This is a genomic window from Bacillus haynesii (assembly GCF_001969855.1).
GTDB classification, from domain to species: domain Bacteria; phylum Bacillota; class Bacilli; order Bacillales; family Bacillaceae; genus Bacillus; species Bacillus haynesii.
The window spans coordinates 1-25,802 of sequence record NZ_MRBL01000019.1; the positions used below are offsets into that span (position 1 = coordinate 1).

A 25,802-nucleotide genomic window follows, 5' to 3' on the forward strand; every position below is an offset into this window, starting at 1 on the left:
GTCTAGTATAAAGATGTATCTTAAATACATCTTTAATCAAAAGTAACAGTCCCATTTAAAAAAAGATCTTATTGCACCTTTAAAGATGTATTTTAAATACATTTTTAAAGTGACTGGGAGGAGAAAGCATTATGCTATCTGAAAAAACCATGCAAATTGTTAAATCGACTGCACCTGTTTTAAAAGAAAAGGGAACAGAGATCACCACTTGTTTTTACAAGCGGATGTTTAATGCGCACCCTGAATTGAAAAACATCTTCAACATGTCTCGCCAGCAAACCGGCGGACAGCCGAAAGCTTTGGCTTTCACTGTTTTGCAGGCGGCTGAGAACATCGACCGGCTCGGAGACCTGCTGCCGGTTGTCAAACAAATCGGACATAAACACAAAAGTTTGCATGTGAAACCAGAGCACTATCCTATTGTCGGTCAGCATCTTTTGGAAGCCATTGAAATCGTGCTCGGCGAAGCTGCGACAGAGGACATTCTCCAAGCATGGGCAGAAGCCTATGAAGAGATCGCCCGCGTATTTATTGAAGTCGAAAAACAAATGTATGAAGAAGACAAAAAGCAGGATGGAAACTGGGAAGGATTTAAACCGTTTGTCATCATGGATAAGCGGGTCGAATCCGATACGATTACTTCCTTTTATTTGAAGCCTGCCGATGGAACGGATTTGCCCGCTTTCAGCCCCGGACAGTACGTATCTGTCCGCATTAAAATTCCCGGCGAACCGTATTTCTTAACAAGGCAGTATAGCTTGTCAGATGCCTGGAATAAAGACTACTACCGCATTTCAGTTAAATTGGAAGCGGAGGAAGGTCAACCGATCGGAAGGGTATCAAGCTATCTGCATGAGAACATGGAAATCGGCGGCAGCTTGGAAGTGAGCGCTCCTGCCGGAGATTTCACACTTTCCGAAGGAACGGATCGTCCGGTTTACTTCATCAGCGCCGGGTCAGGCATCACGCCTGTCATGAGCATGGTGCAAACGTTGGCTCAAAAAGAAAGCAGCCGCGAGATCACATTCGTGCATGCAGCGAAAACTGAACGGCATCATGCTTTCAAGGAAGAAACGGAGAAGCTGCTCGGCGCGAATCCGGCGAACCGTCTCCTGTTTGTCTACAGCAGGGGCGCTGAAGCGACGGAAGATCATACTGTAAAAGGCCGGGTGAATGAAGAGCTGTTGAAATCGGTCGTGAAAGATCCAAATGGTGAATTTTATGTATGCGGCCCGCTTTCATTTATGAAAAGCGTGATTGAAGGATTGCAAAATCTTGGCGTTTCGATGGAGAACATCCGCTATGAGAGCTTTGCTTCATCCCTTGACATGCAAATAGCGAACTAACAAAAGAAGGCAGCTGTCAAACCGACAGCTGCCTTTCATCTTTTTAAAACCCGGCTCATACAATAAAGAGAAGTCCAACCGGGGGGGATTTGAGTATTGAGCATACGGGAGCAAAAAGAGCTGCAGCGGGCGATTGAAGAAATTACGGAGATCGCGGAAGGATTCGGCCTTGATTTTTACCCGATGAGATATGAGATTTGTCCTGCTGAAATTATTTATACTTTCGGTGCATACGGGATGCCGACAAGATACAGCCATTGGAGTTTCGGCAAGCAATTTCACAAAATGAAGCTTCACTATGACTTTGGTTTGAGCAAAATATATGAGCTTGTTATTAATTCAGATCCGTGTTATGCGTTTTTGCTGGACAGCAATTCATTGATTCAAAATAAGCTGATTGTCGCACACGTCCTTGCTCATTGTGATTTCTTTAAAAATAACTGCCGTTTTCAAAATACGAAGCGCGATATGGTTGAAAGCATGTCGGCGACAGCAGAGCGGATTAAACATTATGAGACGCTCCACGGTTCTAAAGAAGTCGAGGCATTTCTCGATGCGGTGCTGGCGATTGAAGAACACATTGACCCTTCGCTCGTGAGGCCGAAGCTGTCGTGGAGCATAGATGATGAAGAGGGAGAAGAAACCGGCGCCCCGACCACTCCTTATGACGACCTCTGGGAACTGGATCAAAAAGGATCGAAAGAGAAGCAGAAAAAGACGAAAAAAAAGTTTCCGCCGAAGCCGGAAAAAGACATTCTGTTATTCATTGAAGAGCATTCGCGGGAGCTGGAGCCTTGGCAGCGCGACATCTTAACGATGATGAGAGAGGAAATGCTGTATTTCTGGCCGCAGCTTGAAACGAAAATCATGAATGAAGGCTGGGCGTCCTACTGGCATCAGCGAATCATCCGCGAGCTTAATCTGACATCAAGTGAAGCAATCGAATTCGCCAAGCTGAACGCGGGAGTGGTTCAGCCGTCCAAAACGGGCATCAATCCTTATTATCTCGGATTGAAAATATTTGAGGACATAGAGGAGCGCTACAACACCCCGACAGAAGATATGAAGAAGATGGGTGTAGAGCCGAACTCGGGGAGAGAAAAAATATTTGAAGTCAGGGAGATCGAATCAGACATTTCATTTATCAGGAACTATTTAACGAAAGATCTCGTGATGCGGGAAGATCTCTACTTGTTTCAAAAACAGGGAAGGGATTATAAAATCGTCGACAAGGATTGGGAAGCTGTACGCGATCAGCTCGTCAGCATGAGAGTCAACGGAGGATTTCCTTATTTGACTGTTGAGGACGGAGATTACTTAAAGAACAATGAATTATACATCAAGCATTGGTATGAAGGGATCGAACTCGATTTGAAGTACCTTGAAAAAGTTCTGCCTTACCTCCACCAGCTATGGGGAAGAAGCGTGCATGTCGAAACCGTGCTCGAAGATAAACCCGTCATGTTTTCCTATGATGGAAAGGCTGTCCACCGCAGATATTTATAAAAAGTTTCAGGCTGCATTCGTGCAGCCTTTGTTATTTTAATGAACGTTTGTTCAGTTTTACGAGTTAATTATAAAAATGTAAAATAAAGTATTTTATACTATTTCTAAAATTGTAATTTTAGCTGCCGGAAAGTGCGAAAATGTAGCATTTAAGTTACCTTTGAAATGTAAATGAAATATAATCTACCCTTAAAAACTTTTTTTAAAAACGAATAATTAAGGAATTTGACTTAGTAAGTCAAGACTATACCTGATGGAATTCCCTCCTTATAATAGAAGCAGAGGAAGGCTGAAGCAGCCGTTCTCAAAAATAATGAAACTACTAATTTTTGCCTTTGAAAATATAAATTCTGCTAGTGGGAGGACAACATGAAAAAACAAGTAATTACAGCAGCATCAGCGGTTGTTTTAGGATCGACTTTGTTTGCGGGAGCCGCTTCCGCGCAAACCATAACGGTGAAAAAAGGGGATACGTTATGGGGGTTTTCGAAGAAGTACGGCACATCTGTCAGCAAGATTAAACAGGAAAACAAGCTGAACTCCGATATCATTTACATAGGACAGAGGCTGTCGATCAATGGAAGCAGTTCTTCATCTGCAAAAGCTTCACAAGCTTCATCAGCTACACACAAAGTGGTCAAAGGAGACAGCCTTTGGAAAATTTCACGGACATACGGCATGACTGTTAATGAACTGAAGTCTCTGAACGGCTTAAAAACAGATTTAATCCGAATCGGACAAGTATTAAAAGTGAAAGGGACGAAAAGCGTAAAAGCAGCATCAACAACCAAGCCTTCTGCATCAAGCGGGACAAGCAAAACAAGCAAGGCACCTGCGCAAACCTCTTCAGCGCTGAATACGTCAAAACTTGTTTCGGATGCAAAAGCACTTATCGGAACGCCTTATAAGTGGGGCGGAACATCTACATCAGGATTTGACTGCAGCGGGTTTGTCTGGTACATCCTCAACAAACAGACAAATGTGGCGAGAACGAATACAGTCGGATACTGGAATTCGATGAAGAGCGTATCAAGTCCGGCAGTAGGCGATTTCGTATTCTTCACGACATATCAGCCGGGACCTTCGCATATGGGGGTTTACATCGGAAACAATCAATTCGTTCATGCCGGTTCTGACGGCGTAACGATCAGCGATATGACAAACAGCTATTGGAAGCCGCGCTATCTTGGAGCAAAACGCTTCTAATGTTACAGGGACAAGCCCGTTCATCATGATGAACGGGTTTTTTCCGTTTAGAAACGGAACTCGGTTAAAAACGCCAAAAAGTGCTCGACCTTCTCATTATCTTTCAGACTGATCGCATATCCCCCTGCAACAGGAAGCTTCATGAAATCGCACGGTACCTCTATTAATCTTCCTTCCGTTAGCTCGCGGTGCACGGTCGACAGCGGCAAAAATGATATACCGAGTCCTTCTGAAATAAACCGTTTTGTAATATGCGTCTGGCTTACGAGCATCGTTCTGACAAACGGAAATTTGATCCTCAGCTGCCTGACGAGGTCGTCCCAGTATTCCGGATGATTGTGGGTCAACAGCAAATATTCTTCAAGCAAATCTTCGACATCGAGCGGCGGCGCTTGTTCTGAATCGCGGCCGTCATGAGGCGCAACCAAAATGACGGGATCGCTGTACATGGAATAACAGTTCAGGTTTGACGATTGCACGTTTAAGCAGCTTAATCCGATATCTGCATGGCCAGCTGAAATCAGGGGAGCGATTTCAGCTGATTCGGCGATCTTTACTTTGATCTCCGAATTCGGATGAAGCGCTGTGTATTTTTTTAATACAAATGGGAGAATCGTATCGGCGATAAGCGGTGAAACCGCTAGATTCAATGTCTGCGAATAGCCTTGTCTGATTCTGTGAAGCTCTGCCATGCTCGATTCATAGTCTTCCAACAGGCGAAGGGCGAAAGGAAGGTAAGCCCGGCCTTCTTTCGTTAAATGAATGCTTCTTCCTTTGCGGGTGAACAGCTGGCACCCGAGTTCTTCTTCAAGCAGTTTAATTTGGACGGTGACGGTCGGCTGAGAAATAAATAAGGTTTCCGCCGTCTTTCTGAAATTTTCGTATTTTGCGGCAGTAACAAAGGTATGAAGCCATTTAAAATCCATTGCAGTCCTCCTGATTAATTTTGTTAATCAAAGACATCAATATAATTCAATATTTTTTAAATATTATATCAACTATAATCATATTTACAAAGGAAAAAGGAGGAATTGATATGGTTTATCATGGGTTGAAAGGGATTACTTGTGTTGAAACAGCCATCAGCCGCATTGACGGTGAAGAAGGAAAGCTGATCTACAGAGGATACAATGCTGATGAACTGGCGCTTACATCCACATTTGAAGAAGTCGCTTACCTGATTCTCAACGGGGCATTTCCGACGGAAGCGGAACTCAGCCGATTCAATGAGATGCTCGCTTCATTCCGTGTGCTTCCAGAAGCATGCGAGCAATTGATCCGCAGTCTTCCGGCCGAATTAGACGATATGGCGGTTCTGCGCACGGTCGTTTCTTCATTCGGGGACAAATCGTTTGCGTTCAAGCCGACAATGGAGCAGGCCCTTAGGCTGATTGCAGCCGCCCCGTCGATTATCGCGGTCAGAAAGCGGCTGACTGACGGAGAAGAGCCTGTTCAGCCGCTGGATGAGCTTGGCTTTGTGGAACATTATTTTTACATGCTGAAAGGAAAGCGCCCGACAGAAGCTCAGAAAAAAGCGCTCGAAACGTACATGATTCTTGCGATGGAACACGGCATGAACGCTTCAACCTTTTCGGCAAGGGTTACGGTGTCTACAGAATCCGATCTTGTTTCTGCCGTCACATCTGCACTCGGCACGATGAAGGGACCTTTGCACGGCGGAGCGCCGTCTGCGGTGACGGATATGCTGGAAGGCATCGGGGAAAAACAGCACGCTGAAAGCTATATAAGAGAAAAGCTTGAAAAAGGCGAGAGGCTGATGGGATTTGGACACCGCGTCTATAAAACGCATGATCCGAGAGCGAAGGCTTTAAGGGTGAAAGCTGAAGAAATTGCCGGGGGCGACCGGGATATCGACCTTGCTCTTCATGTTGAAAATACGGCGATCCGTCTTTTGGAAGAATACAAGCCGGGCCGCAAGCTTTATACGAATGTCGAATTTTACGCAGCCGCTGTCATGAAGGCGATCGACTTTGATGCCGCATTGTTTACACCTACTTTTTCGGCAGCGAGAATGGTCGGCTGGTGCGCCCATGTGCTGGAGCAGGCTGACAACAACATGATTTTCAGGCCGTCGGCTAAATATATCGGAGAACTGGTTTCTCAGTAATGCGGACACACGCCTTCTCATCGAAGCGTGTGTTTTTTAATAGGATTTTTTGAATGTTAGTAGGGAATCATGCCGGTGTTCTTGAATGTATTCATCAAGAAAGTCCTTTAAGGAGGAGACGATGAAAAAAGGTTTGCTGATGTTGATCATGCTGTTTTTTCTAGGGGCATGCACGGAAGACCGGGATTTTGATGCTGAATATGAAGCGACGACCGCGAAAGAAGGCGGAAGCGGCGCCGAAGTCATCGCAGACCGCCTTGATGTGCCTTGGACGATCGCTCATACTGGTGAGATTTTTTACATTACCGAAAGAAACGGGGGAATCGTGTCCATTGTTGACGGCAAAAAGGAGCGCATGCAGCTTCAGTTGAAAAAGCCCGTTCATCAAGAAGGGGAAGGCGGGCTGCTCGGATTTGTACTCCATCCGGATTTTAAAAACAATCAGGAGGCATACGTTTACCATACATACAAAGACGGGAGCCATCTGAAAAACCGGATCGTCAAATTGACGCTTGACCGCCTCACTTGGACGGAAACGGAGGAGCTGCTTGCCGATTTGCCTGGAGGCGTGATTCATAACGGCGGCCGGATGGCGATCGGACCCGATCAAAAGCTGTACATCACGACAGGCGATGCGGGGGAAAGGGAATGGGCCCAGCAGCCTGAAAAGATGGCGGGTGTGATCTTAAGAATGGAGCTTGATGGTACGATACCGGCTGATCAGCCTTTTAGCTCGTCTTATGTATACAGCTTTGGACACCGGAATCCGCAAGGCCTCGCATGGATCGGCCGTCAGCTTTACAGTTCCGAACACGGGCAGTCTGGACATGATGAAGTGAACAAAATAGAACCCGGAGCCAATTATGGCTGGCCGGTGATTGAAGGAAGCGATGAGAAGCAGGGAATGAAAGCACCGCTCATCCATTCGGGAGAAAAAACGTGGGCGCCATCCGGTTTAGCGCAGAAAGGGGACGTCCTCTATATGGCCGGGCTGCGGGGAGAGGGCGTTTTCCGGGTCGATCCGGCGGAAGCCAAAGCGGTAAAATGGCTTGGCGGATACGGCAGAATCAGGGATGTGAAAGTAATCGGAGATGATCTGTATTTCATTACGAACAATGGCGACGGAAGAGGCGAAAAAAAACAGATAGACGACCGGCTCATCCGCGTACCTCTGTCTGACCAGTAAACCTGTCTCGCTGAGTTCTTGCGTTTAAGGATGCCGGAATCGTGGTAACTGAGCACTAAACAATGGTGAAGAGGTGAGACGAATGAATCCGGCAAACAGACAGACGGATGGACAGAAAGCGCAAAAACAAGAAAAACAACCCGGGGCTGAGCACAAGATGGTGCCCCTTCCGCTCTCGGAAGACCGCGACTACAAAGGAAGCGGCAAATTAAAAGGAAAAACCGCCATAATTACCGGAGGAGACAGCGGAATCGGCAGGGCGGCCGCCATTGCATACGCCAAAGAAGGTGCCGATATTGCCGTCATGTACTTGGATGAACACAAGGATGCCGAGGAAACGAAAGAACGGATCGAGCAAGAAGGTGCAGAATGCCTCTTGATTCCCGGAGATGTCGGTGATGAAGCGCATTGCAAAACATCTGTCGAAAAAGCGGTGAATCACTTTGGCGGGCTCGACATTCTCGTGAACAATGCTGCTGAACAGCATCCGCAAAAAGGGATAGAAGATATTTCGACCGAACAGCTTGAACAAACGTTCAGAACGAATATTTTCTCCATGTTTCACATGACAAAAGCCGCCCTCCCGCATTTAGAGGAAGGCAGCGCGATCATCAATACCGCATCGATCACGGCATATGAGGGAAGCCCGGCGCTGATTGACTATTCGAGCACAAAGGGTGCGATTGTCGCGTTTACCCGTTCGATGGCTGCATCCCTTGTCAAAAAAGGAATACGCGTCAACGCGATAGCGCCGGGGCCCATTTGGACGCCGCTCATTCCGGCTACTTTTTCGCCGCAAAAAACGGAAAAACACGGTACAAATACGCCGATGGGAAGGCCTGGACAGCCTTCAGAACACGCTGCAGTGTATGTTCTGCTCGCTTCAGACGATTCCTCTTATATGACAGGACAGACGATCCACATCAACGGCGGAAGATATGTGACGACATAATCTCAACCGGCTGCCTATTGTAAGGCAGCCGGTTTTTTCTGTTTATTTTTTCGGAAAAATAAGAATTTGAAAGATCACTTTCAAAAAAGCTGCCCTGTAAGAGATAATAGAAACAGAAAGAGAAAGGATGTGTATGAATGAGCGACCGCAGAATGACAGCAAAGTGGGCATCCAAACTTGGATTTATTCTCGCCGCCGCGGGGTCCGCCATCGGTCTGGGAGCGATTTGGAAGTTTCCCTATGTGGCGGGAACGAGCGGGGGAGGCGCATTTTTCCTTGTGTTTGTCCTATTTACGATACTGCTGGGGTATCCCTTGCTTTTGGGGGAATTTATATTAGGCCGAAAAAGCCAATCGGACGCTATCGGCACCTATCAAAAAATAGCGCCAGGGACGCCTTGGGTGATCACAGGCTGGATCGGAATCGCCGCCTGTTTCCTTGTCCTGTCGTTTTACAGTGTGATCGGCGGCTGGATTTTGCTTTATATCATCAAAGCAGTAACCGGTTCATTGTCGGGTCTCACGCAGGCCGGATACGGAGAGCTATTCGGTTCGATCATCAAAGATCCGCTGCAGACACTGGCAGCGCAGCTTGCGTTTATCATCATGACGATCCTCGTCGTGGCGAAAGGTGTGCAAAAAGGAATCGAGCGCGTCAGTTCGATTATGATGCCGCTATTATTTATTTTATTTATTGCGCTCGTTTTAAGGGCTCTGACGCTTGAGCATGCGATCGACGGCGTGCGTTTTCTGCTTGTGCCCGATTTTGGCAGCTTGACGCCGCAGGCGATTCTTTTTGCGCTCGGACAAGCTTTCTTTACGCTGACGCTTGGCGTATCTGTGATGGTGACGTACAGCTCTTATTTGTCAAAGTCACAAAACCTTCCGAAATCGGCGCTGTCGATTGTGATCATGAACCTTACCGTCACGCTGCTTGCCGGCTTGGCGATTTTTCCGGCCGTGTTTTCATTCGGCCTTCAGCCCGATCAGGGGCCGACTTTATTATTTGCGGTTCTGCCGGCAGTTTTTGACCGGCTTCCATTCGGGATGCTGTTTTTTATCGGATTTTTGACGGCCTTTTTATTTGCCGCGCTGACTTCGGCTTTTTCGATGATCGAGATCATTGTTGCGGCTATCACAAAAGGCGACCAAACGAAAAGGGGAAAATGGACGTGGGCGATCGGCCTTTTGATTTTTGCTGTCGGCATTCCTTCCTGCTTGTCTTACGGGGTGCTCGATGAGCCGTTCATTTTTAAGAAGACGTTTTTTGATGCGGCGGATTATGTCGTCAGCAATATTTTGATGCCGCTTGGCGCGCTCTTTATTTCTATTTTTATTCCGCTGAAATTGTCCAAACACGATCTATATGAAGAGATGAAAAGCGGATCAAAAGCGGGGAAAGGCTTTTTTATCGTGTGGTTTTATCTTCTCCGTTTCCTTGTTCCGCTCGCGATTGTACTTGTCTTTTTAAATTTAATCGGAGTGTTTTCATTTTAAAAGATCAGGAGATGGGTGAATATGGTGTTAGACTTTCAACAGATGTTTCCGAGCGAGGATGGCAATCACGAGGCGCGGTATCAGCTGCTGGCGTTGCTTGAAGCGGTATTGGCCGGAATGGACAGGCTGAAGGATCCCGGCCGGATGACGCTTGGCCGCGAATCTGAAGTTTCATCTGACTACTATCAAAGCGTCATTGGAGAGGCCGTCTTGCCGGAAAAAGGCTTCGGTGCGGAAAAAAGCGTTGAAGAGCTATTGAAATTGCTTGACGGCCACCGCTTTTTAAACAGGCATTATGTGGCCAACGCGACGCCTCTGCCGAATAACGCCAGCATCGCCGGGAATCTTTTAATGGTTCTTTTAAACGGAAACAATTTATGGGATGTCGACGGTACGGCTGCAGCCAGGACGGAAGTGCAGATCACGGCGATGCTTTCCGATATTGTCGGCTATGACAGGCAAAAGAGCGGCGGTTTTACCACATGGGGCGGACAGGGAGCCGTTTTTCAGTCGCTCAGGCTGGCGATCGCAAGCGCGTACCCTGAAGCGAATCAGCAAGGAACGCCGCATCACTTGTACGCGTTCTGTTCAGAGCTTTCGCATTTCAGCCTTTACAAATCGATGGAAGCTTCCGGAATCGGGACGGACCATTTGATCAAGGTCAAGACGAATCACGATCATTCGATGGATCTGGCCGATTTGCGGGAAAAAATGCAAGCCGTGATTGAAAAAGGCGGACATCCGATTTATGTTTTGGCAACGCTCGGCACAACCGACTCATTTGGCATCGATGATTTGGCGGGAATCAAGAAAGTGACTGAAGAACTAGAGGACACATACGGTTTGCCACCTGTCTATATTCACGCTGATACGGCGATGGGCGGGATGTACAGCTTTTTTAACGGATACGATTTCTCCGAAAATCCGCTTCATCTTGAAGATGAGGTGCTTGAGACGCTTGCCCGCTACAAAAAATATTTTCAGCATTTGCACCTGGCGGACAGCTTGGTCTTTGATTTTCATAAACTCGGACAAACGCCTTATATCACAAGCCTTTTCTTGGTGAAAAACCGTGAGGCATTGCAAGCCGTTGATTTGGATCCGGATGAAACGCCTTATGTCGGTAACAGAGGGTTTGGCAGCTACCATACGAGCTATACGCTAGAGTGTTCGCGTATGGGAAGCAGCATACCGATTTATGCTTCTCTGCTCGCATTCGGAATCGAAGGCTACCAGGAGATCTTGGCCAATTACATCAGGGTTAACCTGGCGTTTCGAAAAAAACTGCTGCAGGCTTTTCCGAATGCAGCCGTCACCAATGATGTATCCCCTGTGACGACATTCCGCTTCTATCCGGGAAATGTCCGCTATCACGAAGAAATCAGCGGCGCCATCACGGAGGAAGAAGTGCGGAATATTAACAAATTCAATGAAAAAATCGCCGAAACATTGGGAAGGTACCGCAGTCACACCTATTTCGGCAGCACGAAAAAGCAAACATACGTTTATCCTGCTGACAGCCGTTTGCCCGTGCCGCTTTATGTCCAGAAATTCTACAGTGTCTCGCCTTACACGACGGTTGATACAATTGATCAATTTATCGCCTTTTTAAAAGCGCATGTTGAACCGTCGGATGTAGCAGCCGGATAAAAATTGAAGATGAAGTCGCATACCAGGCACATCATAAAAAATGTTCAGTTGATATGTGAGTTTCCTTAAACGGCAAAAAATCATCCTACCCGCTGCCGTCTGGCATCTATAAGGTAAAAAGCCCGCTGATGAAGGGGACACTCGTCCGGCAGGTTTGGCTGCCATCTATTTCTATCCAGACAAAGGAATAGATGGCTATTAGGGGCCGAAAACGGCGAATGCGGTCAAATGGTTCCAAGCTGATGTACGGGCTGTCTGCGGACGGTATTTACGGACCGAAGACGAAAGCGAAAATTGAATCGTTACTGAAGTAATAAAAAAGGCCCTCGCGTAAAAAAGTGGGCCTTTCAAATCTTTTAAATAGCTTCTTTTATTTGCTCTATTAAACTTTTTAACCATTGTATAGGAGTTAATCCGATAGCAGGAAAATAAATTTCGCAGTGCGATTTTATATAGTCTTCTTTCTCTTGATCAGATATGTCACTATTTAAAAACTCTTGACAAAATTGTATTGTGAAAGCCAAGCATTCTTTGCTGGATTCACTAATAAACTCATTTAGTGCTTGTTCTGGGGACCCCATATCCTGATGAAATGTGCCATCCAAAAAATCACTTAACTCTTCAAAAATATCATAATTATCTTGCATATTGAAACTCCTTTATTTTATTGGATATCCTGTTAAAATATACTCTCCATCTTTCCCCTTTTTCAAGACTATTTTTGCATTCGTAACATCTTCTGCGGTATTTGAGCCTCTTTCTATACTTCTTCCAAGAACATCTCCATTACCTTTGTATCTTAATGCAAGAGTTGGCCTGCTTTTAGGGTCTGATAACCACTTTTCTACTTTTTTAATGTTTTTGGGATCTTTCAATACTTCACTAGCGACTTTTTCTGCTGTAGCTCTATCTTTAAAAGTAGATGAACCAGTGATTTTAAGATCTTTTTTTAAACGTTGGGATAACTCCTCGTCAGTTTTCCCAACATGCCTTTTGATTAAGTGGCCTCTTTTGGATTCATGAGCTGCTAATCCACCACCTGGTGCCAGGGGGCTACTGTCCCCAGGTTTAACTGTATCTTTACTCTTCTGGGCTTTATCTACCTTAGAAACGTTCTTTGCCGCTTCTTCACCTTTAAATAACTTGAAGCCGCGCTTTCCGTACTTAAATGCTTTTCCGATAGGGGTGACACTCAATCCGGCCATCAAACGATCACCGTTATCTTTAACGATTTCGCCTGTCGCAAGGTCGTATCCAAACGCTGCTCTTACTGCATCATACACACCTGTAAATTCCATCGCCGTATCGAAATATTTAGCAAAGTCGCTTTTTTCCACATTCTCTGGAAGGGTGTAGGCGGGTTCTATCTTGACTATTGTATCACCATCTATGTATGCCCGGTAAAGCGTATCGTTAAATACTCTATAATCTTTTTTCAGTTCATTCAATTCCTCTTGGGTGTACTCTTTCTTGGAAACCTTTTGTGTCGCCAATTTTTTTAATCGATCTGGATCGGCGATAGTGTTAGTATCCGCATCTTCTTTGTCTCCGACTTTTTTCAACATGGCACCCATCGCTGTTTCTTGATTTCCACTCAGGTTATCCATCTCATCTGGCTTTAAAATCGCGCCTTTTTGATAACTGGTGATTTCAATTTTGGGGCCGGTATACATTTTTTCGAGCCTTGCGATGTATCTCTGCATCGTCTCAAGATCGTTTTCAGCCGTTTTGAGGGCGTTTGTTTGCTCGCGGTCAAACGCATGCAGCTTTTCAAGGGTCGTGTTGATTTCCTTTAATGCTTTCTGATTCTGTTCATGAAAACCGCTGTCATTCAAATCCGGTAAATCGACGATATGGCTGACTTTTGCGATCGTCGCGTTGGTCTTAGAAACCAAATGTTTCGTTGTTCGATCAGCCGCATTTAAGCCATTCTCTAGTTCGTGTTCAAGAAAGGATTGTGAAATAAATCCGTTATGGTTAGGTTCCAGGGAATTCAACGCGCTTTTCATTTTCTTCAGCGTGGAACTGTATTCCTCTATGAAAGCGTCATAGAACTGTAGAAAAGGGGTGTGACATTCCTCGTAAAAGGCACGGATCGCGTCGCCGCCTTTTCCCTTTAAAGCATCATCAAGTGATGTGATCCCCTCAACGGCTTTTTTGACTTTGGCGAATTCGTCTGATTGATGTTTTAATTGTTCAAGCGTTTGATCAATTGCATTGTGTAACGCCTGAACATCCAGAGTCTTCATGGCATTCTCCTCTAATACTTTTGGTTACAATCAGTATAGATTTTACCACTATACGGAAACCAGTTGGGGAATAAATCCTGTTCATCCATGAAAATGAATCGATTTGCATAGATCATTCAGACTAGATCTTAGCTTTTTTCCCTCTGTTCTTAATAACCTCCATGAACAAAATGTAAATTAATACAACGATGATATTATACAAAGGGTCAATTTTAAAAAAGACAGTATTATGAGTCATCACTAGAACCATGAAGAGTGTTGCAATCCACCATATAAACTCATATTTTTTATCACTCTGTTCTTGACTTCTTTTAGATAGGGATTCAAAAAATCCTAAGAGACTATACAAACGTGTGTAAAATTGTTGAGGAAGCGAACCGTCAATATGAATGCGCTTGGTTGTATCTCATATTAACGGTTCGATTTTTTATTATTATTGTCGTTTCTGGAACATTAGCCAGATGAACAGAGTAATTCCCATCCTCATTAATCTCTCTTCATCGTTTTTCAAAGTCTTGCGCTACGTTATTGTACGCCTGTGCAAATTCTTCAAGGCTGAAATTCAAATGTTATCTGGGTATTTTACGTCATTTTCTTCAATGTTATATCGTCGCTCTCAGCGTCATTGTCTCTTTTTCTTCTGAAGCGATATTTTCACTGCTGCACGCCGTGGAAAGAGTGAAGCATAAAAGAACTGATATCTTGAGCTTTTGTTTTTTTCTTTAATCCTTACATGCCGTTCTTTTTTGAACCGGTATCCATATTTCGCTTTTAAACGTCGGGGAGCTGATATCTTGATCCTGATTCCAAAGGATTTCCGGCCCTTTCGTTTGCTCATAATGTGAAGACGGGAACCATTCAGCATAAATGCGTCCCCAGACATTTTGAAGGGTATCCGGAAACGGACCGGCCGCTTCAAATACAGCCCATGTCGAGGCGGGAACTTCAAGCTGTTCATAGCGGTCCGGGCATTCCTTCGTTGTCGCTGCACCGATATAATGGTCAAGCTCTCCCTGCTCTTCCATCCGGCCTTCGGAAAAGTTCGCTGATGCTTGAATCAGTCCAAGCGGCTCCACATTTGACAGCTCCTTTAATTCATCGATGTTTTCACTCCTTAAAGCTTTCCACATCGAGGCAATTTCCGGATTGATTCCGTGAAAGACGACAGGAACCCTTTTTTTGATTCCGGCGATCCGAAATGCCTTCTTCTCAACAATTCGGTAATTCATTTCATTTCCTCCTCTAATTGTAAGCTGGAAGGTCATCGGAGGATATGCTTTCAGTGTGCTGATATCGTGTCTGGCCTCTGTCGGTGTAATGCCGTGCAGCTTTTGAAATGCGCGCGTAAAAGCATCCGGCGAGTGATAGCCGTATTTCACCGCAATATCGATCACTTTTCGATTCGTGTTCTTCAATTCAAACGCTGCAAGGGTAAGCCGCCTGCGGCGGATGTATTCGGACAGCGAAACCCCGGCAAGAAAAGAAAACATCCTTTTAAAATGATATTCAGAGCAGTAAGAAAGCTTCGCAAGCGTTTGAAAGTCGATACTGTCCGCCAAGTGTTCTTCAATATACGCCATGGCTTGATTCATGTTCTTCAGCAAATCCATTTGATGACCTCCTATGTTTACAAGAATAGCAGGAGCAGAATCCCCGCATCCGACTTTCCGTGCCCGATTGTGCAGGGTCATTCCCGAGACTGTCCACCGTTAAACCATGCTGTCTTCAGCTTTTTGATGCCGTCTGCGATGCTTTTTTCAGAAAGTCCGCCAAACCCGAGGAGGACTGCGTGTGTATCAGGGGGAGTCATATACGAGACTGAGGCTGGATATACTTTAACCCCTTTTTCCAGCGCTTTCCGGGTCAGCCACTCTTCGCTCGGGGCGTCTTTCACCTCAAGGATGATGTGAAGGCTGGCGTTCTCTCCTCTGACTGCGGCATGATCGCCAAATTCACGCTTGATGGCATCAAGGAGCGTTTTTCGCTTTTTTCGGTAGAGTGTTCTCATTCGGTTCAAGTGCCTTTGATAATCCCCGTTTTTCATAAAAAGAGCAATGGCATGCTGTACATGGCGGGAAACCGTTTGTTTAAATAAGGATGCCATGTTGAGCCCCTCTTTGACGAGCGGAAAGGGGAGAACCATATAGCTGATCCTGAGGGAGGGAATCAGCGATTTTGAAAAAGTCCCTAAATAGATGACCCGGTGGTTCCGGTCGAGTCCCTGAAGGGAAGGAATCGGCTGTCCCGCATAGCGGAATTCCCCGTCATAATCGTCTTCGATGATATAAGCTCCGGTCGATGCTGCCCAGTCAAGCAACTGCAGCCTGCGGCCGATCGGCATGATCATTCCGAGCGGAAACTGATGGGACGGGGTGGTGTATGCGAGCTGCGGCTGATATTGTTCAAGGTCTTGCACGGAAATCCCGCTCTCGTCGACTGCAATTGGCACCACATTGAAGCCGCCGGTTTTCAGGACCGTTTTCGAGCGATGAAATCCGGGATTTTCAAATCCGGCGGTTGTGCCTTTAGGAAACAGATGGCACAGCAACTGCAGTAAAACCGGTGTGCCGGCTCCGATAATGATTTGCTCGGGTGAACAGACCACGCCGCGCGATTCTCTGAGGTATACCGCAATCATTTTCCGCAGCGGAAGGTCGCCGGCCGGGGGGCCGCTTTGAAAAAGTCCGTGCCCTGATTCATCAAAGGTTTTGGCGAGCGTTTTTTTCCATAGGGAAACGGGAAATGACGCGAGGTCTACATGACCGTGGTGAAAATCGATCATGTCCGCCGCCGTCTCATGTTCTTCCATTTCTTTTTCGGCAGGAGGAGGAGGTGCAGCCTGTGCAAAGTCTCCTTCCGCTTCGGCCGCATACCAGCCCTTTCTAGGCTTGCTGAGCAGATATCCTTCTGCAGCCAGCTGTTCATACGCGTGTTCAACGGTTGTCAGGCTGATATTTAAATGTTTGGCAAGCATTCGTTTGGAGGGAAGCTTTGTTCCAGGCTTTATGTGCCCCGAATGAATGCTGCGTTTGAAAAATGCGTACAGCTGCTGATAAAGCGGCTCGCTGCCGCTGCGGCTTAAAAAGGGGGTTATATCCATTCGATCATCCCTTTCAATTCATCTGGTATGTTTTATTTTATCAAAACTGGCTATTTTAAAAAGGTCAGTTTCCGGGTTAAAGTAGTTTCATAACCAACAGAAGGGAATGACGATGTTGCTTGATTGTAGGGAATTGCATTGTGAAACAGAGCTTAAGGAAGTCTATCCAATTATGAGACAGCTCCGCCCCCATTTGGATGAAACGTCTTTTATGGAGCTCGTCAAAGAAGCGCGGGAGGCTGAAAGCTACACATTATTTGGGCTGTACGACGGCGATATTCCGGTGGCTTTGGCCGGCTTTTTACCGAGGGTCTCTTTGAACCAAGGCCGTCATGTTTGGGTAGCGGACCTGGTGACGTGTGAAAAGCATCGTTCAAAAGGCTACGGAAAGCAGCTTTTAGGCGCTGTTGAAGAGTGGGCCAAACGGAACGGATTGGCTTCAGTCGCTTTATCATCAGGCCTGCAGCGCGCAGATGCTCACCGTTTTTATGAAGATAAAATGGGGTATGAAAAAGCGAGCTACCTATTTCGCAAGGCTCTGAAATGAAAAAATCCCCGGTATAACCGGGGACTTCAGCGTGTCGACAAACCCTCGCATTCGTTGTCAGGCCTGCGCGTCGGTGCTCACGAATTCCAACATTCGCTGCGCTCCGATGTTCGGCCTTCCTAGACTGCAAGGGTTTTCAATCACATTGAGCTTAAAGGATACAAAATCCCAAAACTAAAAGCCGTTTTGGGATTTTGTCAACAATCTGAACTCCCCGGTATAACCGGGGACTTATTAAAAGCCGAGCTGCAGATTCGTATCGATGGAGACGATGGTCCATACGCAAACGAGAATGAAAATGTTCAGGACGACGCCGAGAAATCCGAGACCGGTCCGTCCTTTTTTGATGAAGAGCTCGATAATTCCGAGCGGAACGGCGGCCATTGCAAAAGGAAGCATCTTATACGAATATGCGATCGTGTCGCTTAAAATGGCCAAGTTTAAGACGAACAGGGACAGGATGGCCGTCCCGACAGATACCCATCCAAATACGTTGTGCTCCTTAAAGATTCTTACCAGTTCCATAATTCCACCTCACCTACTTTAGCTGCTTTGACAGGCCCTTTTTTGATCAGCCGTTCAACCTCTTTTGACGGTCCGGTAATGACTGCTCCATACACGTTCACACCGTTCTTTTCCACATAGTCAAGCCGTTTGGAAAGCTTTAGGTTTTTCCTGCCTGAAATGGTTTCAGCCCATTTATTGTGCTTGATCATATAGGAAAGCGCCGCTTTAAACTGCTCGTCGTCGTTTTTAGCAGGGTGCTGAATTTCAAAAATCCGGTTTGAATCTTTTCCAGGAAAACCGATCGGCTCTGCGTATGGATGGTCTTTTAAATCGGCCTCTGTCTCAATCGCATTCCACAGAACGCGAATGTCATAGCCTTTTAATTGATCATACAGCTCCTTTGTCGGATATGCTCTTTCAAAGGAAAGGAAAGCTTCAGTTACGGTTCCGTCAGGCAGCTGTTTTAAAATCGACTCGGCTTTGGACACTGATTTTTCTTTGATGCCGTCAGGGTAGACGAAATGCCGTTCTTCATTTGACAGCTCCTGGTTGTATTGATGAATCTGCGGAGACTTCAGCTGATCGAAGAACATTTCAACGTTTTCATTTCCAACTACTTTTGTGACGTTTCCAATTTGCTTCTTTAACGGGAATTGGGTTTGGATTCCAAAGAGTTTTACTTTGTTGACAAGTGCTTCGGTATCGACTTGAATATTCGGGTTTGTGACAGCAACTGTCATTGAAGCGGTTTGCACCAGTTCATTTCCTTTGCTTTCATGCCCGCCCAAGCCGTAGTATAGATAGCTGCCGAGTGTGCAAAGCGGCAGAATAATAAGCGTTGAAATAACGGCAAGGGTGGAAATCCGCATATATGATTTATTTTTTCCGTATCTTAAAATCGCTTTTTGCTTTTCAGGGCTGATCGCCAAATCCCAGTCTTCGTCTTTCATTTCCTGTTCCAGCATGTCCTGGTATTCTTCAAGCTGTTCAAGCTCTTCTTCGACCCGGAGCATTTCCGATTCGGAAAGTTCGCCGTTTTTATATTTTTCCCAACGTTTTTTAAAATCTTCATTCATCGTTAACACCTCTGTTGTAAAGTGCTTTCAGCCGCTGTCTGGCACGAAATAAAACACTTTTAAAATTAGCCTCTGAGATATTCATCAAGCTTGACGCTTCCTTGTAGTTCAATTCTTTTAAATAGTACAGCGTAAGCGCTTCCCGGTAGTTATCGGGGAGCTGGTTCATATATAAGGTTAACACTTCCCTGATTTCGACCTGGTGGGCAGGGCTTTGCACTGCGTTTTGAAACAGGCTTCCGATCATATCGTCAGAAATTGTCACTTCTTTTTTATGCTTTCTGACATAGTCGATAAACGCATTGCGCGCCACTTGAAAAAGCCATGGCTTCACCTTGCTGTGGTCGTAAGAATGGATGTGTATGTAAGCTCTCATAAAGGTTTCCTGAAGCAAATCCTCTGCTAGATGTTTATCTTTCGTCATGGAGAGCAGGAACCTGTAAACATCATTCATATACATTTGGTAAATTTCGTCGATAGTCACTGCCTTTTCTCCCCTCTATGTTATAAACGCATAAGAAAGGTTTGAAGTTGCACTAAATATGCCCACGGCTCATTTTTCCTCCAATTTCTTACCTTTAAAAATCATCTATCCTATATAATAACTGAACACGTTCAAAAAAACTAATCTTCATCGCGATTTTAACGACTGAACGGCCGAAATATAAAGCACAGCAGCAAAATAAGCCTTTAAGCATATCAGATCTTTATTATATGCTAAAAGGCTATTTGCTTAGAGGATATCCTTCATTATCAGCTGTTTTTATCGTCTGTCAAAAATATTGGCCGTGACCGCGGCGGTCTTCTGCGGCCAGCGCATCGGCTTTCGTTCGATGGACGGTGCCGAAAGGATGGTTGGGCGGAGCATAGATCGAATAGAGTTTCAGCGGAATATGGCCAGTATTGGTGAGATTGTGCCATGTTCCGGCAGGGACGATAATAGCGGTGTCATCATATACATTTCTTTTAAACTGCAAATGATGTTTGCTCGGCCCCATCTGAACAATTCCCCTGCCTTGTTCAACACGAAGGAATTGATCGACGTGAGGGTGCATTTCCAAGCCGATGTCTTCGCCGGGGTTGAGGCTCATCAAGGTAACTTGCAAATGCCTTCCTGTCCATAAAGCGGTCCGAAACGTTTTATTCTGCTTTACCGCTTCATTGATATTCGCAACAAACGGCTTTTGTCCATAATCTCTTAACGCGATGCGCTCTTCGGTGCCGGGTGTTCGAAAAGCGCCTCCATAGCCTGATCCGTCAAACCAGCCGACGCTGTAAGGCGAAGGAAGATGATAAGGAAATTGATATGGATGCATATGTCTTTAGATCCCTTCATTAGCTTTATTAACTTCATCGTATGCAATAGGCATATGGAGCGTCCCTGCTCTCAAGGATGCTTTTAATGATAAAATGCGTTTTTTTAAAGAGGCTTCAGGGAAAACGTGGTATCAGATATACAACAGGAGGGAGAGAGCCATGGAATACACTAAAATATCCGGTACATCGATCGAATCGTCGCGTATCGGTCTCGGAACATGGGCCATCGGAGGCTTCATGTGGGGAGGAAGCGATGAAAAAGAAGCGATTCAAACGATTCATGCCGCGCTTGATCAAGGAATCAACCTGATTGATACCGCTCCGGCATACGGTTTCGGACAGTCAGAAGAAATCGTCGGCAAAGCCGTACAGCAATACGGAAAGCGCGAACGAGTCATTCTCGCGACAAAAACAGGGCTTGATTGGAAACATGAACAGCTGTACCGTGACGGATCAAGGGAGCGGATCATCAAGGAAGTTGATGATTCGCTGAAAAGGCTCAATACGGATTACATCGATTTGTATCAAGTGCATTGGCCCGATCCGCTCGTCTTGATCGAAGAAACGGCGGAAGCGATGAAAGATTTGTATGATGCAGGAAAAATTAGAGCGGTCGGCGTCAGCAATTTTTCCCCGGAGCAGATGGACACATTCAGAGCCGCGGCTCCGCTTCATACTGTACAGCCGCCGTACAACATGTTTGAAAGGGAAATCGAACAAGACATTCTTCCGTATGCGAAGGATCAAGGGCTGACAACGCTATTATACGGTAGCTTGTGCAGGGGGCTCCTGTCGGGAAAAATGAATGAGGATTACACTTTCAAAGGAGACGACCTTCGAAAGCAGGACCCTAAGTTTCAAAAACCGCGATTTAAAGAGTACCTTGAGGTCGTCAGGAAGCTTGATGCGTTTGCAAACGAGCGCTTCGGCAAATCGGTTCTCCATCTGGCGGCAAGATGGGTGCTTGATCAGCCTGGCGCAAGCATTGCTTTATGGGGGGCGAGACGCCCTGAGCAGATCCGTCCCGTCGGCGAAATCACCGGCTGGAGTTTAACAGAAAGTGATCAAAAAGAAATTGACGACATATTGGACAATACGATTTCAGAACAGATCGGGCCTGAATTCATGGCTCCGCCGACAAAAGAAAAAGCCTGAAAACCGGGGAGGGAATTCCCCGGTTTTTTTGTGAAAAATCATTTTTTAGTACCAGGTAATAAAAAAAATTGTTATAATAATAAAGGGAAACCTCATTCGACTACATCAATAAAGGAAGTGCCATATGTATAAATTTACTGGTTATGCTGCAAAAGCGATTCTTTCTTTGCGCGGCGGAATTAAAGTATACAATAAAGAAAATCTTCCTAAAGACACAGGTTTCGTTATCGCGTGCACACATGCAGGATGGGTGGATGTCGTCGCACTGGGTGTCGGCATTTTGCCTATGGAAATTCATTACATGGCGAAAAAAGAGCTTTTTGAAAATAAATTAAGCGGTTCTTTTCTTTCAAGCATCAACGCTTTTCCCGTCGACAGGGAAAATCCCGGGCCAAGCAGCATCAAAACCCCGATCAAGCTGTTGAAAGACGGAAAAATCGTCGGCATTTTCCCAAGCGGAACGAGATCATCTGAAGACGTTCCATTGAAAAGAGGGGCTGTCACGATCGCCCAGATGGGAAAAGCGCCGCTTGTGCCGGCTGCATACAGCGGTCCTTCCAACGGAAAAGGGCTTTTCAAGACAGGCAAAATGAAACTGATTATCGGCGAACCGCTCAATCAGGAAGATTTCGCTCAATATTCGTCAAAAGAAAAGCTGGTCAAAATGACGGAGGCTTTGAATGACAGTATTAAAGCTTTAGAGAAAAAGCTGGAGCAGCTATAATTCAAACATACGCAAGGAAAAACAGCTTCTCATGCATAGAGGCTGTTTTTCATTTTTCTAAAATTCACCTTGCACTCCATTTTTATGCTAAAATAGCAGCGTTTTTATTTTTTGTGCAGTATTTTAGAACTGTGTTTACTGGTGGGGGGAGCTCATATATGAAATGGTATTTGAAAGCAATAAAAAATGATGCTGATCATGTTTTGTCAAGACAGTGAAAAAGAGGAAAATCAATACGGACCGAACCCGAAGACAACTATCTAAGCGAAAACCGCCTGGGGATAGGCGGTTTTTTTAGTTGCTGGTGGCAGTTGCTTTTTCTAAAAACAAAAGCAGTTCCTGCCAAAATGTTTGAGCTGCAATAGCATCGGCTTCAGTTTTTCCGCCATAGGCGATATTTCTGCTTTTTCGCCCGGATGTCGGAAAGTATGGAGGCCTGATATTATGGCCGGCATTTTCAAAATATAGATGTTTAACAGAATAGGGGAATCTATTCTTTTTCAGCCGCTTAACGATTTTCTCGTTCATAGAGGCAGAAGGCCATACCAAATCATCAGTACTTGAAGTTAACAGAATAGGACCTTTAATATGTTCCGCTTTAATGATTGCAGGATGATCATCTTTCACTTTTCGTAAAGCCTTTTGGTAAAGATCAAGAAAAGCATGAGGCCTTTTTGTGAGCTTATGTTTCATCATATTCCACAGCTGAGAGAGCGAAAACATCGGCAGCGGGGCAAAGGCGAGCGGTGCGCCGTCAAGACTCCAGGAAGATGTCTGCCGGAGTTTTTTTAATCCAACCCCTTGAAAGACGACTCCGCCGCCTACATGAGAAACAACAAAACGGATTTCAGGAAAATGGGAACCCATTAACAGCGCCAGTTCGCCGCCTTTTGACCGTCCGCATATTCCAATCTGACGATGATGAAGTCCTTCTTGGCGACCGAGCCAATCAATCGCTTTCCGAAAATATTCAAGCGGGATTTCAACCAGTTTTTTAGGAAGCTGTTTGTATTGAAAATAAGGGATTGCAAATGTTGCATATCCGTAATTTGCTAACATGCCTGCCATTGTTTCATCAAGACCGCCGTCAGATCCCCCTAATACGATGATTGCGGGAGGCCGGTTAACGGCAAGCGGACGGAAAAAAGTGCCGGACAATCCATTTTCGTTTACTTCCTGTCTCTCTACTGTTTCAGAAACCAGCACTCGTTTTATTTTTTTACTCAAGATGGTCCGTTCATTTTGTTTCACTTCAATGCGGTAAACGGAGGGATGAACCGATTTTTTATGAAACGAGCAGGAAGATTCAACAGCCTGCATTGACCAAAAAAGCCCCATCTGATCCTTAGACTGATACGTTCCTTTTATTGGAGCTGCTGCTGCAGGGTCGACTTCTCCTAATCTATTTGCTTGAAAAACAGCGTGTGATCTCCACTCTGCGTCAGCTTCATCTTTCACTGTTACGATGATTTCAATGATGTCAAACGGTTGAAGTCCGCTTATCTTCAAGTTTATTTTTTCATCCCATTCGGAAACTGCAGGTATGTGTAAAACCGGTTGCAGGGTAATCAAGACGGCACTTCCTTTTCAAGTTTTGTGTAAAATAAATCGACGCACTCCTCAACATAGTCATCAATACGATCATCGAACGACTCCTTGAATGCGGGCAAATGTTGAAACATAATGTATTGATTCAGTAAACCGAAAAACATTTGGCTTAGCATTTGAAAGTTGCCGCCTGAAATTTTTTTTTCGGCATAGAGCTCTGCAAAATAAGCCTCTAAAAAACGGTTGAGACGGCGGGGAATATCCATGATTAATTCGCAAACTTCCTTATCATGTACTGCGTCATTGAAATAAAGTAAAAAAACAGTGCCTTTTTCCAAGTTTTCTTTTAGATACGCTTTTGCAATGAATGAGAGGTCTTTTCGTAAATCGCCGGTCAGTATTCCTTTAAGTTCTCCAATAAAATCTCCGGATGCAACATGTTGAATAACACTTTCCCGAAATAAATTCTGTTTATTTCCGAAGTGTCTAAAAAGGGTTAAATGATTGACTCCTGCCTTTTGGGCAATTTCTCTGGTGGATGCGGCTTTATATCCTTTTTCTTTAAAAAGCGCAAGCGCCGCTTGGATTAATCGATCCCTTGTAGATTGTGTTGACATAAGTTCCTCCTAAAATGTAACCGATTGATTACATCATAATTGAACTTTGCCATGTAATCAAGTGGTTACATATTTTGAATGCAAAAAAAAGAGGATACAAATTCATTGTATCCTCCGGTTTATTCACAGTGTTATTCCGCTTCCTCAAGCAGCGTTTCCGCAGCTTTCTTCACCTCTACGTATGAAACGTGATGGCCGTCGATTTCGTTGATCGTGAATTCAAATCCCTGCTCGGTGATCATGTCGCCTTTTTGGACATCATATTTTTGCGTCAGGAACCATCCGCCGATCGTGTCAATTTCCTCATTGTCGAGCTGAATGCCGAGCAAATCGTTGACTTGGTTGACGAGCACTTTACCATCGAGAATGTAGTGGTTTTCGCCGATTTTGCGGATTTCATTAATTTCATCAATATCGAATTCGTCGCGGATTTCGCCGACGATTTCTTCAATGATGTCTTCGACTGTCACGAGTCCGGCCGTTCCGCCGTATTCATCAGAAAGGATCGCCATATGAACGCGTTCTTTCTGCATTTTCAGAAGCAGATCGTGGATCGGAACGGTCTCGATCACATGAATGATCGGATTGATAAACTGTTCAATCGTGTCTTCTGTGGAGCATTCTCCGCTGATGCAGGCCGTCAGTATTTCCTTGACATTGATGACGCCGACGATGTTGTCCTTATCTCCGTCTTCGACGGGATAGCGGGTATAGCCTTCGACCTTCGTGATGTCGATCATCTCGGCGATTTTCATATCATTTGGAAAGCTGACGACTTCTGTTCTCGGGATCATGATTTCCTTGGCAAGACGGTCATCGAATTCAAAAATTTTGTTGACATATTTGAACTCAGATTGATTGATTTCGCCGCTTTTGTAGCTTTCTGACAGAATAATTCGGAGCTCTTCCTCTGAGTGTGCCATTTCATTTTCAGAAACTGCTTCAAGGCCAAACGCTTTCGTCAACAGCCTTGCTGATCCGTTCAGCGCCCAGATGAATGGGTACATGATGCGGTAGAACCAGATCAAAGGTTTTGCAAAAAGGAAGGAAACGGCTTCCGCTTTTTGGATCGCAAGCGTCTTCGGAGCGAGCTCGCCGACAACCACATGCAAAAACGTAATCAAGCTGAAGGCGATCACGACTGAAACGATGTGTGATACAGAGCTCGGAATGTTCCACTTAACAAATAGCGGTTCAAGCAGCCGGGCGACCGTCGGCTCCCCGAGCCATCCAAGACCGAGGGCCGTCAAAGTGATGCCGAGCTGGCAGGCCGATAAATATTCGTCTAAGTGCGTAATGACTCTTTTCACCGATACCGCTGTTTTGTTTCCTTCAGCAATCAACTGATCAACCCGCGAGCTTCTGATTCTGATAATCGCAAACTCAGACGCTACGAAAAATGCTGTTAAAGCAATTAATACAGCAACAAAAATCAAATTAACTATTTCCAATTAGGACCTTCACTCTAGCGTGAGAATGAAGGTAACACCTC

General features: G+C 45.4%; 23 protein-coding genes and 1 pseudogene. 12 read left to right on the forward strand and 12 right to left on the reverse strand.

Annotated features, from left to right (window positions below):
* Positions 1 to 131: 131 nt before the first annotated feature.
* The 3 genes from hmpA to BTA31_RS16765 all read left to right on the forward strand — a co-directional run bounded on the left by hmpA (position 132) and on the right by BTA31_RS16765 (position 4,058).
* Positions 132 to 1,346 carry an NO-inducible flavohemoprotein gene (gene hmpA, locus BTA31_RS16755; protein WP_043926495.1) on the forward strand — a complete coding sequence of 405 codons (1,215 nt, stop codon included), beginning with the start codon at positions 132 to 134 and terminating at the stop codon, positions 1,344 to 1,346.
* A gap of 96 nt (positions 1,347 to 1,442) precedes the next feature.
* On the forward strand, positions 1,443 to 2,852 hold the full coding sequence (locus BTA31_RS16760; protein WP_076793234.1) for a SpoVR family protein: 1,410 nt from the start codon (positions 1,443 to 1,445) through the stop codon (positions 2,850 to 2,852).
* Positions 2,853 to 3,221: 369 nt separating this feature from the next.
* Entirely contained in the window at positions 3,222 to 4,058 is an 837-nt protein-coding gene (locus BTA31_RS16765) for a C40 family peptidase (RefSeq protein ID WP_043926497.1), read from the forward strand.
* A gap of 47 nt (positions 4,059 to 4,105) precedes the next feature.
* Here the strand turns inward: BTA31_RS16765 and BTA31_RS16770 are convergent, their stop codons facing one another.
* The gene (locus tag BTA31_RS16770; protein WP_043926498.1) at positions 4,106 to 4,984 is read right to left on the reverse strand and encodes a LysR family transcriptional regulator; all 879 of its coding nucleotides are present in this window, start codon (positions 4,982 to 4,984) and stop codon (positions 4,106 to 4,108) included.
* Positions 4,985 to 5,094: 110 nt separating this feature from the next.
* On the opposite strand from BTA31_RS16770, the gene BTA31_RS16775 reads away from it, so the two are divergent.
* From BTA31_RS16775 to BTA31_RS16800, 6 genes and pseudogenes are all read left to right on the forward strand, one after another.
* Positions 5,095 to 6,186, forward strand: a complete 1,092-nt coding sequence (locus tag BTA31_RS16775) for a citrate synthase/methylcitrate synthase (protein WP_076793235.1) — start codon at positions 5,095 to 5,097, stop codon at positions 6,184 to 6,186.
* Positions 6,187 to 6,307: 121 nt separating this feature from the next.
* Positions 6,308 to 7,372, forward strand: coding sequence for a PQQ-dependent sugar dehydrogenase (locus BTA31_RS16780; protein ID WP_076793236.1), 1,065 nt, complete (start codon positions 6,308 to 6,310; stop codon positions 7,370 to 7,372).
* 82 nt (positions 7,373 to 7,454) lie between these two features.
* On the forward strand, positions 7,455 to 8,324 hold the full coding sequence (locus BTA31_RS16785; RefSeq protein ID WP_076793237.1) for an SDR family oxidoreductase: 870 nt from the start codon (positions 7,455 to 7,457) through the stop codon (positions 8,322 to 8,324).
* 137 nt (positions 8,325 to 8,461) lie between these two features.
* Entirely contained in the window at positions 8,462 to 9,820 is a 1,359-nt protein-coding gene (locus tag BTA31_RS16790) for a sodium-dependent transporter (RefSeq protein ID WP_076793238.1), read from the forward strand.
* 21 nt (positions 9,821 to 9,841) lie between these two features.
* Positions 9,842 to 11,470 (forward strand): pyridoxal phosphate-dependent decarboxylase family protein, encoded by a 1,629-nt coding sequence (locus BTA31_RS16795; protein WP_083698334.1) that lies wholly within the window; start codon positions 9,842 to 9,844, stop codon positions 11,468 to 11,470.
* A gap of 68 nt (positions 11,471 to 11,538) precedes the next feature.
* A pseudogene (locus BTA31_RS16800) lies at positions 11,539 to 11,784 on the forward strand (peptidoglycan-binding domain-containing protein); the annotation flags it as partial.
* 42 nt (positions 11,785 to 11,826) lie between these two features.
* On the opposite strand, the gene BTA31_RS16805 reads toward BTA31_RS16800, so the two are convergent.
* From BTA31_RS16805 to pdxR, 4 genes are all read right to left on the reverse strand, one after another.
* Positions 11,827 to 12,117 (reverse strand): contact-dependent growth inhibition system immunity protein, encoded by a 291-nt coding sequence (locus tag BTA31_RS16805; protein ID WP_076793239.1) that lies wholly within the window; start codon positions 12,115 to 12,117, stop codon positions 11,827 to 11,829.
* 12 nt (positions 12,118 to 12,129) lie between these two features.
* On the reverse strand, positions 12,130 to 13,719 hold the full coding sequence (locus tag BTA31_RS16810) for a ribonuclease YeeF family protein (RefSeq protein WP_239693228.1): 1,590 nt from the start codon (positions 13,717 to 13,719) through the stop codon (positions 12,130 to 12,132).
* Between the two features lie 722 nt (positions 13,720 to 14,441).
* Positions 14,442 to 15,329 carry an AraC family transcriptional regulator gene (locus BTA31_RS16820; protein WP_076793241.1) on the reverse strand — a complete coding sequence of 296 codons (888 nt, stop codon included), beginning with the start codon at positions 15,327 to 15,329 and terminating at the stop codon, positions 14,442 to 14,444.
* A 77-nt stretch (positions 15,330 to 15,406) separates the two neighbouring features.
* A complete protein-coding gene (gene pdxR / locus BTA31_RS16825) occupies positions 15,407 to 16,819 on the reverse strand; it encodes a MocR-like pyridoxine biosynthesis transcription factor PdxR (RefSeq protein ID WP_076793242.1) in 1,413 nt (470 codons plus the stop codon).
* A 112-nt stretch (positions 16,820 to 16,931) separates the two neighbouring features.
* On the opposite strand from pdxR, the gene BTA31_RS16830 reads away from it, so the two are divergent.
* Positions 16,932 to 17,366, forward strand: a complete 435-nt coding sequence (locus tag BTA31_RS16830; RefSeq protein ID WP_076793243.1) for a GNAT family N-acetyltransferase — start codon at positions 16,932 to 16,934, stop codon at positions 17,364 to 17,366.
* Between the two features lie 234 nt (positions 17,367 to 17,600).
* Here the strand turns inward: BTA31_RS16830 and BTA31_RS16835 are convergent, their stop codons facing one another.
* From BTA31_RS16835 to BTA31_RS16850, 4 genes are all read right to left on the reverse strand, one after another.
* Positions 17,601 to 17,891: a hypothetical protein gene (locus BTA31_RS16835; RefSeq protein WP_003180123.1), complete on the reverse strand. Its 291-nt coding sequence runs from the start codon at positions 17,889 to 17,891 to the stop codon at positions 17,601 to 17,603.
* Positions 17,879 to 18,949, reverse strand: coding sequence for an anti-sigma factor (locus BTA31_RS16840; RefSeq protein ID WP_043925053.1), 1,071 nt, complete (start codon positions 18,947 to 18,949; stop codon positions 17,879 to 17,881). The genes BTA31_RS16835 and BTA31_RS16840 overlap by 13 nt, the downstream gene beginning before the upstream one ends.
* Positions 18,942 to 19,433, reverse strand: coding sequence for an RNA polymerase sigma factor SigM (sigM, locus tag BTA31_RS16845; RefSeq protein WP_043925054.1), 492 nt, complete (start codon positions 19,431 to 19,433; stop codon positions 18,942 to 18,944). The genes BTA31_RS16840 and sigM overlap by 8 nt, the downstream gene beginning before the upstream one ends.
* A 289-nt stretch (positions 19,434 to 19,722) precedes the next feature.
* Entirely contained in the window at positions 19,723 to 20,265 is a 543-nt protein-coding gene (locus BTA31_RS16850) for a cupin domain-containing protein (RefSeq protein WP_076793244.1), read from the reverse strand.
* Positions 20,266 to 20,425: 160 nt separating this feature from the next.
* Here BTA31_RS16850 and BTA31_RS16855 point away from each other — a divergent pair, with 160 nt between their 5' ends.
* Together BTA31_RS16855 and BTA31_RS16860 are read left to right on the forward strand one after the other, a co-directional pair.
* Positions 20,426 to 21,421, forward strand: coding sequence for an aldo/keto reductase (locus tag BTA31_RS16855; protein WP_076793245.1), 996 nt, complete (start codon positions 20,426 to 20,428; stop codon positions 21,419 to 21,421).
* A 124-nt stretch (positions 21,422 to 21,545) separates the two neighbouring features.
* Positions 21,546 to 22,145 carry a lysophospholipid acyltransferase family protein gene (locus BTA31_RS16860; protein WP_043925057.1) on the forward strand — a complete coding sequence of 200 codons (600 nt, stop codon included), beginning with the start codon at positions 21,546 to 21,548 and terminating at the stop codon, positions 22,143 to 22,145.
* A 294-nt stretch (positions 22,146 to 22,439) separates the two neighbouring features.
* Here the strand turns inward: BTA31_RS16860 and BTA31_RS16865 are convergent, their stop codons facing one another.
* The 3 genes from BTA31_RS16865 to BTA31_RS16875 form a co-directional block, all read right to left on the reverse strand.
* Positions 22,440 to 23,717: an acyl-CoA thioesterase/bile acid-CoA:amino acid N-acyltransferase family protein gene (locus tag BTA31_RS16865; RefSeq protein WP_076793246.1), complete on the reverse strand. Its 1,278-nt coding sequence runs from the start codon at positions 23,715 to 23,717 to the stop codon at positions 22,440 to 22,442.
* A complete protein-coding gene (locus BTA31_RS16870; protein ID WP_076793247.1) occupies positions 23,714 to 24,310 on the reverse strand; it encodes a TetR/AcrR family transcriptional regulator in 597 nt (198 codons plus the stop codon). Before BTA31_RS16870 ends, BTA31_RS16865 begins: the two co-directional genes overlap by 4 nt.
* Before the next feature lie 131 nt (positions 24,311 to 24,441).
* Positions 24,442 to 25,761 (reverse strand): hemolysin family protein, encoded by a 1,320-nt coding sequence (locus BTA31_RS16875; RefSeq protein WP_076793248.1) that lies wholly within the window; start codon positions 25,759 to 25,761, stop codon positions 24,442 to 24,444.
* Between the last annotated feature and the right edge of the window lie 41 nt (positions 25,762 to 25,802).